Origin of the sequence: Frankia tisae (assembly GCF_025403405.1) — a bacterium.
Classification (GTDB): Bacteria; Actinomycetota; Actinomycetes; order Frankiales; family Frankiaceae; genus Frankia; species Frankia tisai.
In genome coordinates this window covers 1-16,941 of the sequence record NZ_JANEZT010000116.1, presented here as the reverse complement: position 1 = coordinate 16,941, position 16,941 = coordinate 1, and the positions used below count along the sequence as shown (strand labels likewise).

Below are 16,941 nucleotides of genomic sequence, written 5' to 3'. Positions count from 1 at the left end.
CTCCCCCGCCGACCTCCTCTCCGCCCGCCTCCAGCCAGCTTCCTTGCCCTTCAGGGGCGACGAAACGGACACGAAGCCCCCCCCAAAGGGCAAGGAAACCCCCGACGATCCGCTGCTACTCACCGCCGGTGGCGCCGGGTGCGCCGGTGGCGAGGCGCGCGGTGGCGAGGCGGCAGTACGCCTCGACGTCGAGCGTCTCGCCGCGGGCGCCGGGATCCACCCCGGCCGCCTCGGCCAGCGCCGTCGCGGCGGCGGGCGAGCCGGCCCAGGGGGCCAGGGCCGTGCGCAGCGTCTTGCGGCGTTGGGCGAACGCGGCGTCGACCGCGGCGAACACGTCGGCACGCAGCTCCGCCGGCGCCGGCGGGGTGCGGCGGGTGAAGGCGACCAGCCCGGAGTCGACGTTCGGCTGCGGCCAGAAGACCGGGCGCGGCACGCCACCCGCCGCCCGGGAGTGCGTGTACCAGGCCAGCTTCACGCTGGGCGCGCCGTACACCCGGCTGCCGGGCGGGGAGGTCAGCCGGTCGGCGACCTCCGCCTGCACCATCACCAGGCCGCGGCGCAGCGACGGCAGCCGTTCGAGCACACCGAGCAGCAGCGGGACGGCGATGTTGTAGGGCAGGTTCGCGGCCAGCACGTTCGGGGCGGGCAGGCCCGCGGGCAGGTCCGCCGCCGTCAGCCGCAGCCCGTCGGCGAGCACCACGTGCAGCCGCGCGGCGGTCTCGGCGGGCAGCCGGGCGGCGGCGGTCACCGGCAGGGCGGCGGCCAGCGGCGGATCCACCTCGACGGCGACGACGGCCCCGGCAGCGCCGAGCAGCCCCAGGGTCATCGAGCCCAGACCCGGGCCGATCTCCAGCACCGTGTCGTCCGGGCCGACCTCGGCCAGGCGGACCAGCCGGCGCACGGTGTTCGCGTCGACGAGGAAGTTCTGCCCACGGCGCTTCGTCGGCCGCAGGTCCAGCGCGTGCGCCAGCGCCCGCAGCTCGGCGGGCGCAAGCAGCGCGTCGGTGTCTACCAGGGCCCGAACACCCGCTCGGCGTTGGCGGCGATCGACGCCCCGAGCTCGGCGGCACCCACCCCACGAGTCTCGGCGAGCACCCGCAGCGTCAGCGGGATCAGGTAGGGGCCCCCGGGCCGGCCACGCCAGGGCACCGGGGTGAGGAACGGCGCATCGGTCTCGACGAGCAGCAGCTCGGCCGGGGCGACGGCGGCGGCATCGCGCAGGTTCGCCGCGTTCTTGAAGGTCACGTTGCCAGCGAAGGACATCACGTAGCCGGCGTCGGCGCAGACCTTCGCCATCTCGGCGTCGCCGGAGAAGGCGTGGAAAACCACCGTGTCGGGAGCACCTTCCTCGGCGAGGATGCGCAGCGTGTCCTCATGCGCCTCCCGGTCGTGGATCATCAGGGCGCGGCCTGTCTCCTTGGCGATCGCGATGTGCCGCCGGAAGCTCTCCTGCTGGGCGGCGTGCGCTTCCGGCGGGGTGCGGAAGTAGTCCAGCCCCGTCTCGCCGACGGCCCGGACCTTGTCTCGGCGGGCAAGCTCGGCGATGGCGGCGAACGTCTCCTCGCTGACCCCGTGGGCCGCTTCGTTCGGGTGGATGGCCACGGCCGCGTAGAGCTCCGGATGAGCGTCGGCGACGTCGGCCTGCCACCGGCTCGTCGCCAGATCCACCCCGACGGTCACCGCCCGGGTGACGCCGACGGCGACGGCGGCCGCGATCGCGGCGTCCACCGCCGTGTCCATGAGGTCGAGATGGCAGTGGCTGTCGACGACGGCTACCGGCAGGGGATCGGGCGGCGGCGGTGCTGCACCCGTTCGGTCAGAGTTTCGCGCCACCTCACCTGTCCTTCCGCGTCCGGTGAAGTCTACGGCCGCAGCCGGGCGCGCCGAGGAATGTGTCTATCAAGCATGGGACGCTTATCTCGTGAGCGACTGCGAGGAATCCTGCCGATGACGACACCGTTGACCGTGGCCCTCGTCACCCCGCTGACCGGTCCGGACGCCGCCCAGGGGCTGGCCGGTCTGCGCGGCGTCACCCTGTGGGCGCGCGACGAGCGATTCCCCGCCCCCTGGGACGAGGTCAGCCTGACCGCGTACGACGCCTACCCCGACCCGGCGGCCGCGATGCGCGCCGCGGTCGCTGCCCGCCCGGACGCCCTGCTCGGGCCCTATGGCCACCGGGCCGCCCTCGCAGCCTGCGCGGCGACCGACCGGGTCGTGTTCAACACCGGGGCACCGTCGACCAGGTTCGTCCGGCAGGCGTTCCCCAACGTCGTCAACATCGCCGCGGCCACCTCCACCTGGCCGCGAGGAGTCCTGGCGGCGGTGCGGACGGTCGACCGGCGAGCGCGCAAGGTCGTCCTGCTCGCCTCGGGCGACACCGCGATCGAGATCACCTCGGTGGCCAGGGCCGCCGCCGCGGGGCAGGCCTTCGAGGTCGCCTCGCACGTCTTCGCGCCGGGGAAGGCCACCCTCGCCGCGACCCGGCTGCCCCCTGGCGACGTCCTCATCATGCACGCGAGCCCCAGCGACGAGCTGGCCGCCGCGAACATCCTGCTGCGCCGGCCGTGGCGGGCGGCGGCGTTCTCCACCGCCGTCAGCGCGCAGGCCACCGCCAGTCTCGGCGACCTGCGCGAGCAGCTGCTCGCCCCGGGAAGCTGGATGCCGGAAAGCACCCAACTGACCGCCACCGGGCCCACCGCGCGCGAGTTCACCGCCGACTACACCGCCCTGCACGGCGTCGCGCCGACGGAGACGGCCGCCTGGGCGTACGTCACCGGCCTGATCCTGGGCCGGGCGATCCGGTTCTGCGGGGGGGTGCAGGACGCCTCGGTTCTCGCCGCCGCCCGCGGCATCGACACGACGACGCTGCTCGGCCGGTTCCGGCTGGACGAGGCGACCGGGCTACAGGTCGGCCACCAGATCCCGATCGTGCAGTGGCAGGACGGCGCGTCGCGCACCGTGTGGCCCCGGGAGGCGGCGCGGGCCACGTTCGCTCATCCCCGCCGGATCACCGGCCGGCCGGCCTCGCCGCCGCCGACCACCCGGTCGACCTCCACCTCCACCTAGGCCCCTCGGACGACGTAGGGCCCCTCGGACGGCAGTGGGCCATCCGGACGGAAGTGGGCCATCCGGACGGAAGTGGGCTATCCGGACGACAGTGGACCATCCGCCTCCCGGTGTTGTCCGGGGCGGCGGGTTGCGGCAGGTGGGCCCACCCGGACCGGGTGAGCCGTGATTGGCTCGGGTCACGCGGTGGAACGACGGCCACGGCGGCGTCTGGCCGCCGCGAAAGGAGGCCCGTGACGGCGGGTCCGCTCGAGCATGCGCCGGCCGGTGGGTCGCGCCGCCGGACGATCGTCATCGTCCTGGTCGGCACCCTGGCCGTGGCGTTCACGGCGGCCACCGCACGGCTGTTCGTCTTCCCCCACCGGGACCCGCCGGCGCCGGTCGACGCGATCGTTATGTTCGCGGGCAGTGCCGGCCGGCTCGAACGGGCGGTCGCCCTCGCCCGAGCCGGTTACGCCCCGGTTCTCGCCATCTCGACGCCGACCGCCGACGACCCCTGCCCCGATGACATTCCCGGGGTGGAGGTGATCTGCTTCGCGCCCAGCCCGCTGACGACCCAGGGCGAGTCCCGCTGGGTGGCTGCCGCGGCGGCCCGGCGCGGTTGGCACTCCCTCATCGTGATCACTGCGACGACGCAGAGTACCCGGGCCCGGCTGCGGCTTGGCCGCTGCTACTCCGGGGAGGCTCGGATGATCGGTGTGCCGCCACCCCGCCGCATGTGGCCGTACATGATCACCTACGAGTGGGCCGCGATGGGCAAGGCCCTGCTGTTCCAGCGGAGCTGCTGAGCCGCACCCGCACCACGACGCACCGTATGAGACGCAGGGCGCGACCGAGTTGGCGCCGGGATCAGAACGGCGGGAGGTCGACCTGGGTAGCCGGGGCGGCACGGGGCGCGCGGACGGCGAGTTCGGCGGCGTAGACGTCGTTGCGGGACACGCCGTAGTCGGCCGCGACCGCCCGGCGGGCCTGTTTGCGCGGCATGCCGGCGGCGGTGCGGCGGGCGACGTCGGCGGCGAGGACCCGGGCGTCCACCGAGTCGGTGGGGCCCACCCCGGCGCCGTCGGCTTCGGCCTGCTCCGATCCGCGGGCGGCGGGCGGATCGGCGGCGGGCGAGCTGGCCGGAGCGGGCGGGGCGAGCTCCGCGGCCTCGGTCGCCGCCGCCTGGGCGGGGGCGAAGTCGACGGTCACCGGACGGTGCCGGGCGCCGCCGGCGACCACCAGGGTGAACTCCCCGCGGATCGTGCGGCCGTCGGTGGCCCAGGCGAGCAGGGCCGCGAGGTCGCCACGGACGATCTCCTCGAAGGTTTTGGTCAGTTCCCGGCACAGCACCGCGGCGCGGCCGGCGCCGAAGGCGGCGATCAGGTCGCCCAGGCCCGCCGGGAGCCGGTGCGGGGACTCGAGGAACACCATGGTGCGGGTCTCGCCGCCGAGTTCGCGCAGCAGGGAACGCCGGTCGGCACCCTTGCGCGGCAGGAAACCCTCGAAGGTCCACCTGTCGGTGGGCAGGCCGCTGACGGCCAGGGCGGCGGTCACCGCGGACGGGCCGGGCACGACGGTGATGGCCATGCCGGCGGCGGCGGCCGCGGCGACGACCCGGAAGCCGGGATCGGACACCGCCGGCATCCCGGCATCGGTGACCAGGGCGACGGTCGCCCCCTGGCGCAGGTAGTCGGTCAGGAGCGCGGCGCGGGCGCCCTCCACCGCGTCGTAGCAGGACACAATCCGCCCGGAGATGGTGACGCCCAGCGCGTGCGCCAGCCGGATCACCCGCCGGGTGTCCTCGGCGGCGATCACATCCGCCGTGGCAAGAACCTCACCGAGGCGCGGGCTCGCGTCCCGGACATCACCGATCGGAGCGCCGCACAGCACCAGGGTCCCGGACACCTCCTCAGTCTGTCAGGAGCCAGGACCTACCCTGATCGGTGTGACGGCGACGACGGCCCACGTGCCCTGGAACACGAGCGGAGGGGGTGACTCGCCGCAGGTGACCGATCCGGACCCACTCGGCCCGCAGCGGTCACGGGCCCAGGCACTGCGCGAGCGGCTGTGCCCGCCGATGCCAGGCTCACCGCTGGCCGGGTGGCTGGCGACCCTGTCAGTCGCGGTTCTGGCCGGGCTGCTGCGCTTCTGGAACATCACCCAGCCGCGCGGGGTGTACTTCGACGAGGTCTATTACACCAAGGACGCCTGGGGCCTGCTCACCGCCGGCTACGAGATCGACTCGAAGTCCTGTTCCGGGCCGGCGTACGTCGTCCATCCGCCGTTCGGCAAGTGGCTGATGGCCGCCTCCGAGGGCCTGTTCGGATACACGAACTGTTCGGGAGTCCCGCACGGCGACCCGGAACTCGGCTGGCGGTTCTCCTCGGCGCTGTTCGGCACGCTGGCCGTGTTCGTCCTCGCCCGCGCCGCCCGGCGGATGTTCCGCTCGACCCTGCTGGGTTGCTTCGCGGGCCTGCTGCTCGCCATGGACGGCCTGGAGTTCGTGCAGAGCCGGATCGGGATCCTCGACATCTTCCTGATGACCGGCGTCGTCGTGGCGTTGGCGTGCCTGCTGCTCGACCGCGACGACGGGCGCGCCCGGCTCGCCGACCGCCTGGCCGCCGCCGCGACCCCGCGGCCTGGTCCGGCGCCTCCGCCGGCCGGCGGCTCCCCGGGCGCGAACGGCGCGCAGGCGGATGTGGACGGCACGCACGGTGCGAGCGCGATCGCGGCGGTGGAAGCGACGGCGGCGACGGCGACGGCGACGGAGCGCCAGGATCGGCTGCGCGAGCTCTACGGGCCACGGCTGGGGTTCCGCTGGTGGCGGCTGGCCTGCGGGGTGGTGCTCGGCCTGTCGATGGGCGTGAAGTGGAGCGCGCTCTACACGATCATCGGCTTTGCGGCGCTCGCGATCGCCTGGGACATCGGGGCACGGCGCGCCGGCGGCGCGTGGCGGCCCGTGCTGGGGGCACTGCGACGGGACCTGCCCGCCTGGGCCGCCACGTTCGTCGTCGTCCCGATCGCGACGTTCCTGGCCACCTGGACGGGCTGGTTCGTCACCGACGGCGGCTACTACCGGCACTTCTACGGCAACGGGTTCGGCGCGGCGGTGCACGGCTGGTGGAAGTACCAGATGGCGGTGCTGCAGTTCCACGAGGGCCTCGACCAGGGGCATGACTTCGCCTCGCACCCGATGAGCTGGCTGGTGATGGCCCGGCCGGTGGCGTACTTCTACTCGTCGCCCGCCTACGGGACGCCTGGCTGCCACGACCCGGCCGGCTGCTCCCGGGAGGTGCTGGCGCTGGGCAATCCGGCGGTGTGGTGGGTGGGCACCGCCGGATTGCTGGGGATGCTCGCCTGGTGGGTGGCCCGGCGGGACTGGCGGGCTGCCCTGGTGCTGGTCGGTTTCGGCTCGGCGTTCCTGCCGTGGCTGCTGTTCCCGAAACGCACGATGTTCTTCTTCTACGCGCTGCCGTGCCTGCCGTTCCTCGTCCTCGGGATCACGGCCCTCGCGGGGCTCGCGCTCGGCCCGCGGGGCGCCTCCGACGCCCGCAGGCTGACCGGCGCGTTGACGGTCGGGGTTTACACGATCGTCGTCGTCCTGCTGTTCGCGTACTTCTATCCGATCCTCGCCGCGCAGGTGATCCCTTACTCCTCCTGGCGGGCGAGGATGTGGTTCCCCGGCTGGATCTGATGGATCTGAGCCGGGGAACCCCGCCCGGCGCGCCGGCCGGGTACCCGTGGGCCTGATGTGATCTCTCTCACTAGATTCACCGCGATTCCCCCAGGGAATACTCAAAGCGATGACATCATCACAAATAGACATTCCCGTCCGGGTCGGCGCGCATGAACGGGAGCCATTGAAGTTGACTGATCACTCGGAGTCGGAGAAGCGCACCGCTAGCAGCCTCATCGGTGAAGATGACAGGGGGGGTCTCGTACGGCGTGAGATCCCGATCGGGGATGGTGGGGCGGTCATGCCCCGAGACCGCACGGCAGGCAGCGCCCGTGCGGGTCTCCCTCCGGCCTCCACCTACCGGAGCCGGGTGTCGGGCGGACCGAGACTGGGAGGAACCACCATGGCCGATGTGTCGGTGCGCTTCGCGATGACCGATGACAGCGAGATTGTGCTGAACCTGTCCCTCACGCAGGCGATCCGGCTAACCGAGGCGATCGCGTCGAAGGTCAGCCAGGCGATGACCGAGCAGCCGCGGGCCGGCATGAACGGCAACGCCTACGGCCCGGGCGGAGTGCGCCCCGGGCCGTACTCGACGTCCTGACCCGGACGTCCTGATCCGGACGTCCCGACGGCGGCGGCCGGACGACCCCGACCGGCCGCGCCTGCCAGCCGTTGGCGCCCGCGAGAAACCGCCAGCACCGCCGGCACCCGTCAGTGGGGTTCGGGCGCGCCCCCGGTGAGCTGCGCGATCAACGCCCGCAGCAGGTCGAGGTCCCGTCGGCGCAGCTCGGCCGCGGAGGCGTGGTCCGGCCCCGCGGGGGTCAGCGCCGCCCGCACCCGACGCAGCTTGTCGCGCAGCGACTCCACGACCGCGGGCGAGACCAAGCCGTCGCGCAGCACCAGCACGACGTGCCCGCCGTGCTGCACGACGTCCACCGGCTCGACCATCGGCAAGGTGACGACCTGGACGCCGACGGGGGCCTCCTGGTCGTAGACGAGGCAGAGCTGATCCTCGGCCAGCACCTCGGCGCTGCCGTCATCCCAGAGGACCGTCGCACGCGCGGTGACCGGCGCCATGCCGCGGGTCGACTCGACCCGCACCGGCCCGGGCTGCTCGGCCGGCTCGCGGCGCCCGGCCGCGTGCACGGCCAGCACAGTGCCGCGCCGCGACCAGATCCCGCCGCCGAGATCGTCGACCGGGAAAACCCGGTCACCCCGAGCGAACATCACCAGCGCGGCACGACCGTCCTCGGCGGTCGGAGGGTGGGCGGCCATGGCGTGATCGTAGGTGGCGGCCTGGAAGGCCCGATCGGCGAGACCCCCCACCGGGGTGCGAACGGTGACATCGCCGCCGACGGCGGCCACCACGGACCGCCGGGGACGACGGGGGTTCCACCGGCCCGGTGACCTCCGCCGACGCGACCCGGACCCGGCGCCGACGCATCACCGACATCGTGAATTCACATGGCGGGCCGGGCCCTTTTTCTGGCTTATCGCCAGGCATGGGCGCGGGCCGCCCCGGCGGGTTACCTTCGCCTGGTTGCCATCGATCGGGTGGCGACCGGCGGCGGCCGCCAGGACGTGAGCGGCTCGGCGGCGGGTCGTGATCGCGCGGTGGCGTCCGCCCTGGCCTGTCCCCCGCATAACCCCTGGTCGGAAACTCGGCCAATCACGCCCCGCGGAGCCTACGAATGCCCGACACCGACTATCCGCCCATCGAGGAGCACGCGGTCATCGGCGACCTGCGGACCGTGGCTCTCGTCGCCACGGATGGCACGATCGACTGGTATTGCCCGCAACGCTTCGATGCGCCGTCGGTCTTCGCGAGCCTGCTCGACGCCGACCGCGGCGGGTCGTTTCGCATCCACTGCCCGGACTCGCCGGCCAAGCAGCTCTACCTGCCGGACTCGAACGTCCTGATGACCAGGTTCCTCACCCCGCGGGCGGTCGGCGAGGTCGTCGATTTCATGGTCCCGGTGGACAGCGACGTCGCGGAGACCCCGCATGTCGTCGTCCGCCAGGCCCGAGCCGTGCGCGGGACGGCGACGTTCCGGCTGCGCTGCGACCCGCGGTTCGACTACGGGCGCGCCACGCACACGGTGACACTGGTCCCCGGGTCGGGGGCGGTGTTCGAATCGACGCGGGGCACCCTCGTGCTGCGCACGGCGTTGCCGCTGCGGGTCGACGGCACCGCCGTGTACGCCGAGTTCGACCTGGTGACCGGCGAGACCGCCGACATCGTGCTCGAATGGAACTCGACGATCCGTCCGCTGATCACCGGTGAGGCGGACACGCTGTTCACCCGGACGCTGAACTACTGGCAGTCGTGGCTGCGGCAAAGCCGTTACCACGGCCGCTGGCGGGAGATGGTCCTGCGCAGCGCACTGGTTCTCAAGCTGCTGGTCTACCGGCCCACCGGTGCCCTGGTGGCGGCGCCGACCACCTCGCTGCCGGAGGAACTCGGCGGCGTGCGCAACTGGGACTACCGCTACACCTGGATCCGGGACGCGGCGTTCACCACCTACGCGTTGATGGCACTGGGCTTCACCGACGAGGCCGCCGCGTTCATGGACTGGCTGGAGCAGCGCTGCCACGAGGCGCCGAAGGACTCCGGGCTGTACGTGCTGTACAGCGTCGACGGCAACGCCCACCTGGACGAGATCGTCCTGGACCATCTCGCCGGCTACCGCGGCTCGAAGCCGGTGCGCATCGGCAACGCCGCCGCCGAGCAGCTCCAGCTCGACATCTACGGCGAGCTGATGGACTCGGTCTACCTCTACAACAAAAAGGTTCCGATCTCCTTCCAGCTCTGGGAGGCCCTCGGTCGCCAGCTCGACTGGCTGGCCAAGCACTGGGAGGAACCGGACGAGGGCATCTGGGAGACCCGCGGCGGGCGCCAGCGCTTCACCTACTCGGCGCTGATGACCTGGGTGGCGTTCGAGCGGGCCTGCCGCATCTCGCGCCAGCGCGGCCTGCCCGGTCCCACCAATGACTGGAAGGAGTACGCCGGCCAGGCGTACCGGTTCGTCCAGAACGAGTCGTGGAACCCGACCCGCGGCGCCTACATGGAGTTCCCGGGCTCACCGCGGCTGGACGCGTCCCTGCTGTGTATGCCGCTGGTGAAGTTCTCCGGGCCCACCGATCCGCGGTTCCTGTCGACACTCGACCGGGTCGGCGAGGACCTCGTCAGCGACAGCCTGGTGCGTCGCTACGCCGCCGACGGCAGCGACGGGCTGACCGGTGACGAGGGCACGTTCAACCTGTGCTCGTTCTGGTACGTGGAGGCGCTGACCCGGGCCGGCCGGCTCAACGAGGCCCGCATGGTCTTCGAGAAGATGCTCACCTACGCCAACCACGTGGGTCTCTACGCCGAGGAGATCGGCTCCTCCGGCGAGGCGCTCGGCAACTTCCCGCAGGCCTTCACCCATCTCGCGCTGATCAGCGCGGCGATCAACCTGGACCGCGCCCTCGGTTAGCCGCCGCTGCGCGCGCACCACCCGGCAGGCGGATGGCGTGCCCGCGACGCGCAATCGCCTGTCGGGACCCGGACATCGCCTGTTGCGGTGACGGTAAGCCGGTACCGGCCGGCCCGCGAGCACGGCAGGATAGGACTCGTACCGGACGGGCCGCACCGAGCGGCGAGGATGTGCCACAAGGCCGTCGGCGGCGCAGACCGGCGCGGGGTGTGGGGACGAGGGGCGAGGTCATGGCGGGACTGGACCATTTCCGGGTGGTCGTGGAGTCCGGGCACCCGGATCGGACCGGGGTGGTCGTCCGGCTGCCCGGCGCGCTCATCGTCGCCTGTGCCGACCGGCCCGAGACCGCCGAGATCACCAGCAGGCTGCTCGGGCTGTGCGCCGAGGTGGCCGCGGAGGTGGGCACGACCGCGTCGACCATGGGTCGCCGGCTCGCGCGCCGGGTCGCCGGGGTCCTCTACGAAGCCGACCCGGACCGGGTGCCCGACTTCAGCCTGCTGACCACCGTCAACGACCGTGTCGCGGCGCTCGTCCACGGGGCGATGGACGTCGTGGCGTCCGGCACGTCCGGGATGATGCTGTCCGGCGTGGACGCGGCTACCTGGGTCGACCGCCTGCTGCCGACCGAGATCACCCGGATCGACGTCGGGCCGACCGGCATCGTCGACCCGACCGGCTTCCCCGGCGGCCTCGGCGACCTCGGTTTTCCCCTCGACCTGCGGATCGGCGCGGTGCCCGGGATCGGGGTGAGCCTGCTGCTCAGCGACGCGCCCGCGCTGCCCGTCCCCAAGGCGTCGGCCGAGCAGCTGCTCGCCGCCTTCGATCCGCTGCGCGACCCGATGACCGGCGCCGCGGCGATCCCCACCCCGGGCGCGCGTGCCCCCGACCCGATGTCGACCACCCCGCCGGCGCTGGCCCCGCTGCTCAGCGAGGAGGAGGAGGCGCACCGTCGCCGGGCGGCGGCGGAACCCACCCAGGCCGCCGACCTCGACGAACTCGACGAGCTCGACGAGGACCCGCCGACCGATCTCGTCGGCCGCGAGGCATTCGGCCGCGAGGCACCCGGCCGCGCCTCGGTCGACTCCTCGTCCAACGGCCACATCGGCCAGCTCGGCGGGCACGTCGAGCCCCTGTCCGACGGCCTCGGCGACGACGACCTCACCGACGACGAGCACGACGCCATGACCCGGCTTCCCGGGCAGACCTTCACCGTCTCCGACCTCATCGACGAGGACGACGCTCCGACGATGCTGTCCGGCAACTCCGAGCCCCAGGTCGAAGGGGTCCTGTGCGCGAACGGGCACTTCAACCACCCACAGGCGCCCTACTGCGCCGAGTGCGGCCTGTCACTGGCCCAGCAGGGCGGCCGCACCGTGTGGGGTCCACGGCCGACGGTCGGGGTGCTCGTGTTCGACGACGGGCTGACGATGAACGTCGACATGGACCTGGTCATCGGCCGCCAGCCCGACCGGGACGACGCCGTCCGGGCCGGTAAGGCGCGGGCACTGCCGGTCGAGGACGGCGAAAGCGCCGTCTCCCGGGTACACGCCGTGATCACCCTGACCGGCTGGGACGCCGTGATCACCGACCAGGGCTCGGCCAACGGCACCTACATCGCGCCGCCCGAGGCGACCGTGTGGACCCCGCTCAGCCCGCACCAGCCCGCCCCGCTGGTGCCGGGAACCCGGGTCCAGGTCGGCAAGCGGACCTTCGTCTTCAACTCCCACCTACACGTCTGACCCACCGCCCCGCGGGGGGTGGCGCGCGAAACGTCGGCACCTACGTCAGACTTGACGGACGATGAGCGATTCAGAGCTGCGCGCCGAGGGCAGCCTCCCCGCCGCCCCCACCGCGCCCGCAGACGTGTCAGCCGAGCCGCGTGGGCAGGACGACCGGCCCACCCGAGGCGAACCCGGTCTCGCCCGAGCCCGGCCGAGCGCCGCCGAAACCGGCCCTGCCCCGGACGCCGAGGCCGGCCCTGCCCCGGACGCCGAAGCCGCCGAAGCCGGCGTGCCCCTGCGGCGTCGGCGGGGCCGGGCCTCCCTGTGGTGGACCCCGGTCGTCGTGGTGCTGGTTGCCGGGCTGCTGGCCGCCGGCTCGGCGTTGGGCGACCTGCTCGACCGCCCGCCGGGGGAAGGCTCCGTCGACGTCGGCTTCGCCCGCGACATGTCCGAGCACCACGCGCAGGCCGTGCAGATGGCAATGATCGAGTTCGACCGCGGCGGCGACGCGTCGACCCGCAGCGTCGCGCAGGACATCGCGCTGACCCAGCAGCGGGAGATCGGCATCATGTCGGCGTGGCTGTCCGGCTGGGGACGGACCCAGAGCGCCAGCGGCGCACCGATGCGCTGGATGGGCGGCACGGGCACGGGCATGGGCGCCGGGCATGACGCGCACGGCGACACCGGCGCGACCACCATGGGCGACATGCCGGGCATGAACGGGTCGACCGGCGAGGCCGCCTCGGCCGACGACACCGCTCGGATGCCGGGCATGGCGACCCCGAACGAGCTACGGCGGCTCGCGACGATCCACGGCCGTGACCTCGACGTCCTGTTCCTCACCCTGATGGTGCACCACCACCGTGGCGGGCTGGCGATGGCGCAGTACGCGACGCAGCACGCCGATTCCGACCGCACGCGCAGCCTGGCCCGGGCGATGGTGCTCAACCAGTCGATCGAGATCGACCAGATGCAGCAGACTCTGACCCGGCTCGGGGCACCCCGGGCATGACCGGCCGAACCCTCCCGCTGCGTCATCGAAGCTGACTTTGTATCGTCAGACCCGACTAACCGGACCGTACCGCCGGTCATCCACCTGAGGCGTGGGGAACACCGCCCCGCAGTCGTTCCCAGGGCGATGATGCCGCCGTACTTCGTTCCCCGGGGAGCAGTCGCGTCTCCCGACGGGGGCGCCGTCCCCGTCGGAGGCGTCGCCGTCCCGTCGATGCACAGCGTGGTGGCGAGAGGCGGCGGGCGAGTAGGGTCCGGTCCCACCCCGGTGGTTTCGGCGCTGCGCCGAAACCACCGTCGATCGTCGAGGTTCCGGTGCCATGACAGGTGTTTCCGCCCGTGAGATCGCCGGCGTGGTGGCCGAGGGCCGTCGTGCGGTCGTCGGGGGGCTACGCCTGCCCGCGCTGGCCCGGCGCTGGCCGGGCGCGCGCCACGTCCGGGTGGAGCTGCTCGCGGGTCTGGTGACCGCGCTCGCGCTGATCCCGGAGACGATCTCGTTCTCGGTGGTGGCCGGGGTCGACCCGAAGGTCGGCCTGTTCGCGTCGTTCACCATCTCGGTGATCATCGCGTTCACCGGCGGCCGGCCGGCGATGATCTCCGCCGCCGCCGGTTCGATGGCCCTCGTGGCCGCGCCGCTGGTCCGCGAGCGCGGCCTGAACTACCTGCTCGCGACCACCATCGGGGTCGGTCTACTGATGGGTGTGCTGGGCGTGCTCGGGGTGGCACGGCTGATGCGTTTCGTGCCGCGGACCGTGATGATCGGCTTCGTCAACGCGCTGGCCATCCTCATCTTCACCGCCCAGATGCCGCACGTCATCGGCAAGTCGTGGAAGGTCTACGTCCTGGTTGCGGGGGGCTTGGCGATCCTGCTGACGGTCCCCCGGATCACGAAGGCGATCCCGGCGCCACTGGTGGCGGTGGCGATCCTGACGCTGGTCACGGTCTGTTTCCACGTGTCGGTGCCGACGGTCGGGGACGAGGGTCGGCTGCCCAGCTCGCTGCCGGTGCCCGGCATCCCCGACGTCCCGCTGAGCTGGGAAACCCTGCGGATCATCGCCCCGTACGTGGTCGCGCTGACCGCCGTGGGACTGCTGGAGACGCTACTGACCGCCCAGATCGTCGACCGGATGACCGACTCCACCCACGATCCGAACCGCGAGTCCTGGGGCCTGGGCATCGCCAACGTCGTCAACGGCTTCTTCGGCGGGATGGGTGGCTGCGCGATGATCGGCCAGACCATCGTCAACGTCAACTCCGGCGGTCGCGGCCGGCTGTCGACCTTCGCCGCCGGCGGCTTCCTGCTGATGCTCGTCGTCCCGCTGCGCGACCTGGTCCGGCACATCCCGATGTCCGCGCTGGTCGCGGTGATGATCCTGGTCTCGGTGATGACCTTCGAATGGCGCAGCATCGCACCCTCGACGCTGCGTCGGATGCCCCGCGGCGAGACCGCGGTCATGGTCGCGACGGTCGCCGTCGTGGTTCCCACCCACAACCTGGCATACGGCGTGCTGGTCGGCACCGTCCTGGCCGCCCTGCTGTTCACCCGCCGGGTCGCCCACCGGACCCTGGTGACCAGCGTGCTCGACCCGGAGGGCCGCGAACGGATCTACGCGGTCCAGGGCTCGCTGTTCTTCGCCTCGACGGGCGGCCTGGCCGACGCCTTCGACTACGCCCGTGACCCAGCCCGAGTGGTCGTCGACCTGGCCCAGGCCGACGTCCTCGACTCCGCCGCGGTCGCCACCCTTGATGACGTCCGCGCGAAGTACCGCGAGCGCGGCACCGAGGTGACCCTCGTCGGGCTGAACCCACGCAGCGCCACCCTGCTGCGAGGGTTGTCCGCCGAACCGGCACTCGAACCGGCACTCGAACCGACGCCCGAGCCGACACCCGAAGCGACACCCGAGGCGACAGGGAGTGTCCGCAGAGTCGATTGACGCCCAACTTCACCCCACCGTGAATACACTCCGCCATCAGATACTCACTATGAGAATGGTGGCGGCATGGGCGAGAAGGGTCTCACCGGTGGTCTGGTCGACGTCGCCCGACGCCAGCCGGCCGTGGTCGTCATCGTCATCGTGCTGGTCGGGCTGTATCTGTCCAAGGCGAGCTCGGGCGCCTCAACCCGGGCCGTGCTCGTCCCCGGCGTCGACTTCCCTGCCCCGACCCTGCTGACCCGCAACCGGACGGCCTACGCCGTCGGCGTGGACCCGCGTTCCCCCGACACGATCAGCCTGCTGTCCAGCCGGGATCGCCGGAGCTGGACCACCGAGCCCGACGCCCTGACGACGCCGCCTGGTTGGGCCGACCCGGGCGGCGGGCTGGGGCCGGCGGCGATCGGCGCGTTCGACGGCTCGTACGTCCTCTACTACACGACAACCGTGCGCGGACTCGGCATCCGCTGCATCTCGGCGGCGACCTCGGACGACGTGGACGAGCCGTTCGTGGACACGTCGCTGGCCCCGTTCGTCTGCCAGACCGCGGACGGCGGCAGCACCGACCCGAGCCCCTTCGTCGACGACGCCGGGCATGCCTACCTCACCTGGAGCAGCCCGGGGCGACCCGGCGGCGCGGGCCCGACACTGTGGGCCCAGCGGCTGCGCTCGGACGGGCTGGTGCTCACCGGCGAGCCGGCCGTGCTGCTGCGCCCGAGCGTGCCCTGGCAGCAGAAGCGGGTCGCGAGCCCCTCGATGATCGTCGAGGATGGGCGCTACCACCTGGTGTACTCCGCCGCGCCGGAGCTCAATGGTCGCCAGGTGGTGGCCGGCGCCTCCTGCACCGGCCCGCTCGGCCCCTGCAAGCCGGCACCGAGGCCGATGCTGACCGGTGGGAAGGTCGGTTTCGGCCCCGGCGGCGCCCATGCCTTCACCGACTCCCGCCACCGCTGGTGGCTGGGCCTGCACAGTTGGGACTCGCCGCCGGCGGGCGCCTATCTGCCGACCGGACGGTTCGTCGTCGTCCCCCTGCACGTGCGCGATGACGGGCTGTCGGTGCAGGTCAACTCGGTCACGCAGGGCCGGGTCCGCCCGCCCGAGCAGCACGACTCCCACCCCCGCGACCACGAGACCCGCGACCACGAGACCCGCGACCACGGCGACCACGGCCGCGAGCAGAACGCCACCGACGGCGGCGGTCACACCGGCCCCGGGACGGCCGCCGGCGGGTGAGAGGCACAATGGCCCTCTCACGACATCGTTGTTCGGACAACCAACAGGGACGAACCTCAGCGGCACCCGGCGCCGAGGCCGACGGCGAGAGGGACGATCTTCCGATGACCGAACCCGAGGCACCGGCACCGCAGCCCCGGCGCCGGCGCCGGCGCCCCCGCCTGCTCTTCGTCCTGCTCGGCGCCGTCGTCGTGCTGGCGATCCTCGTGGTGGGCGGCACGGCCGTCTACATCAATTTCATCAAGAAGGACGCCCCGGAGGAGTTCTCCCTGGCGCAGCCGGGCGAGAACGCGTCGGTGGCACCGGCCGGCTCGCTGAGCGGTTCCTGGGCGATCGCCGGGGGCTCGGAGGTCGGCTACCGGGTCAAGGAGGTGCTCTTCGGTCAGGACACGACCGCGGCCGGGCGGACGAAGGACGTCACCGGCTCGCTCACCATCGCCGGCTCAGTGGCCACGAAGGCGTCCTTCAGCGCGGAGATGGCCTCGGTGACCAGCGACGAAAGCCGCCGGGACAACCAGTTCCGCGGCCGGATCATGGACACCGACACCTATCCGACCGCGACGTTCACCCTCGCCGAGCCCGTCGACATCGGCACCGTCCCCACCGACTCGAAGACCACCCGGACCGTGTCGGCGAAGGGCGATCTGACCCTGCGGGGCCAGACGAACCGGGTCACCATGACACTGCAGTCACGCTGGGACGGCACCTCGATCCGCACGGTCGGCCAACTCCCCGTCGTCTTCGCCGACTACGGCATCCCCAACCCGAGCTTCCCCGGCATCTCCACCGAGGACCACGGCATCATGGAAGTCTCCCTGATCTTCAGCCGCTCCTCCTCGACC

Annotated in this window: 14 protein-coding genes; 10 read left to right on the top strand and 4 right to left on the bottom strand. The window is 72.5% G+C overall.

All coding sequences use genetic code 11. The features are described from left to right. Positions 1-115: 115 nt before the first annotated feature. Positions 116-952 carry a 16S rRNA (adenine(1518)-N(6)/adenine(1519)-N(6))-dimethyltransferase RsmA gene (gene rsmA, locus NBZ85_RS13415; RefSeq protein WP_261556014.1) on the bottom strand — a complete coding sequence of 279 codons (837 nt, stop codon included), beginning with the start codon at positions 950-952 and terminating at the stop codon, positions 116-118. Positions 953-1,008: 56 nt separating this feature from the next. After that, positions 1,009-1,833 (bottom strand): TatD family hydrolase, encoded by an 825-nt coding sequence (locus NBZ85_RS13410; protein ID WP_261555994.1) that lies wholly within the window; start codon positions 1,831-1,833, stop codon positions 1,009-1,011. A 114-nt stretch (positions 1,834-1,947) separates the two neighbouring features. Between NBZ85_RS13410 and NBZ85_RS13405 the strand changes: the two genes are divergently transcribed. Next, positions 1,948-3,066 carry an ABC transporter substrate-binding protein gene (locus tag NBZ85_RS13405; protein WP_261555996.1) on the top strand — a complete coding sequence of 373 codons (1,119 nt, stop codon included), beginning with the start codon at positions 1,948-1,950 and terminating at the stop codon, positions 3,064-3,066. 233 nt (positions 3,067-3,299) lie between these two features. After that, positions 3,300-3,854 (top strand): YdcF family protein, encoded by a 555-nt coding sequence (locus NBZ85_RS13400; RefSeq protein WP_261555997.1) that lies wholly within the window; start codon positions 3,300-3,302, stop codon positions 3,852-3,854. A gap of 61 nt (positions 3,855-3,915) precedes the next feature. Here NBZ85_RS13400 and rsmI read toward each other — a convergent pair whose 3' ends face one another. After that, positions 3,916-4,953 (bottom strand): 16S rRNA (cytidine(1402)-2'-O)-methyltransferase, encoded by a 1,038-nt coding sequence (gene rsmI / locus NBZ85_RS13395; RefSeq protein ID WP_261555999.1) that lies wholly within the window; start codon positions 4,951-4,953, stop codon positions 3,916-3,918. A 40-nt stretch (positions 4,954-4,993) separates the two neighbouring features. Between rsmI and NBZ85_RS13390 the strand changes: the two genes are divergently transcribed. After that, entirely contained in the window at positions 4,994-6,742 is a 1,749-nt protein-coding gene (locus NBZ85_RS13390; RefSeq protein WP_261556007.1) for a dolichyl-phosphate-mannose--protein mannosyltransferase, read from the top strand. Positions 6,743-7,127: 385 nt separating this feature from the next. Continuing rightward, entirely contained in the window at positions 7,128-7,328 is a 201-nt protein-coding gene (locus tag NBZ85_RS13385) for a hypothetical protein (protein WP_009741926.1), read from the top strand. A 110-nt stretch (positions 7,329-7,438) separates the two neighbouring features. On the opposite strand, the gene NBZ85_RS13380 is transcribed toward NBZ85_RS13385, so the two are convergent. Further along, the gene (locus tag NBZ85_RS13380) at positions 7,439-8,092 is read right to left on the bottom strand and encodes a hypothetical protein (RefSeq protein WP_261556011.1); all 654 of its coding nucleotides are present in this window, start codon (positions 8,090-8,092) and stop codon (positions 7,439-7,441) included. 326 nt (positions 8,093-8,418) lie between these two features. Between NBZ85_RS13380 and NBZ85_RS13375 the strand changes: the two genes are divergently transcribed. The 6 genes from NBZ85_RS13375 to NBZ85_RS13350 all read left to right on the top strand — a co-directional run. Then, positions 8,419-10,203, top strand: a complete 1,785-nt coding sequence (locus tag NBZ85_RS13375) for a glycoside hydrolase family 15 protein (protein ID WP_261556013.1) — start codon at positions 8,419-8,421, stop codon at positions 10,201-10,203. A gap of 230 nt (positions 10,204-10,433) precedes the next feature. Further along, positions 10,434-11,942: an FHA domain-containing protein gene (locus tag NBZ85_RS13370; RefSeq protein ID WP_261562015.1), complete on the top strand. Its 1,509-nt coding sequence runs from the start codon at positions 10,434-10,436 to the stop codon at positions 11,940-11,942. 61 nt (positions 11,943-12,003) lie between these two features. Then, entirely contained in the window at positions 12,004-12,936 is a 933-nt protein-coding gene (locus NBZ85_RS13365) for a DUF305 domain-containing protein (protein ID WP_261562014.1), read from the top strand. Positions 12,937-13,255: 319 nt separating this feature from the next. Next, complete coding sequence (locus tag NBZ85_RS13360) at positions 13,256-14,869, top strand: SulP family inorganic anion transporter (protein ID WP_261562013.1); 1,614 nt, start codon at positions 13,256-13,258, stop codon at positions 14,867-14,869. 66 nt (positions 14,870-14,935) lie between these two features. Next, a complete protein-coding gene (locus NBZ85_RS13355) occupies positions 14,936-16,099 on the top strand; it encodes a family 43 glycosylhydrolase (RefSeq protein WP_261562012.1) in 1,164 nt (387 codons plus the stop codon). A 104-nt stretch (positions 16,100-16,203) separates the two neighbouring features. After that, positions 16,204-16,941: YceI family protein (locus tag NBZ85_RS13350; protein ID WP_261562011.1), on the top strand; the 738-nt coding region annotated here is incomplete at its 3' end.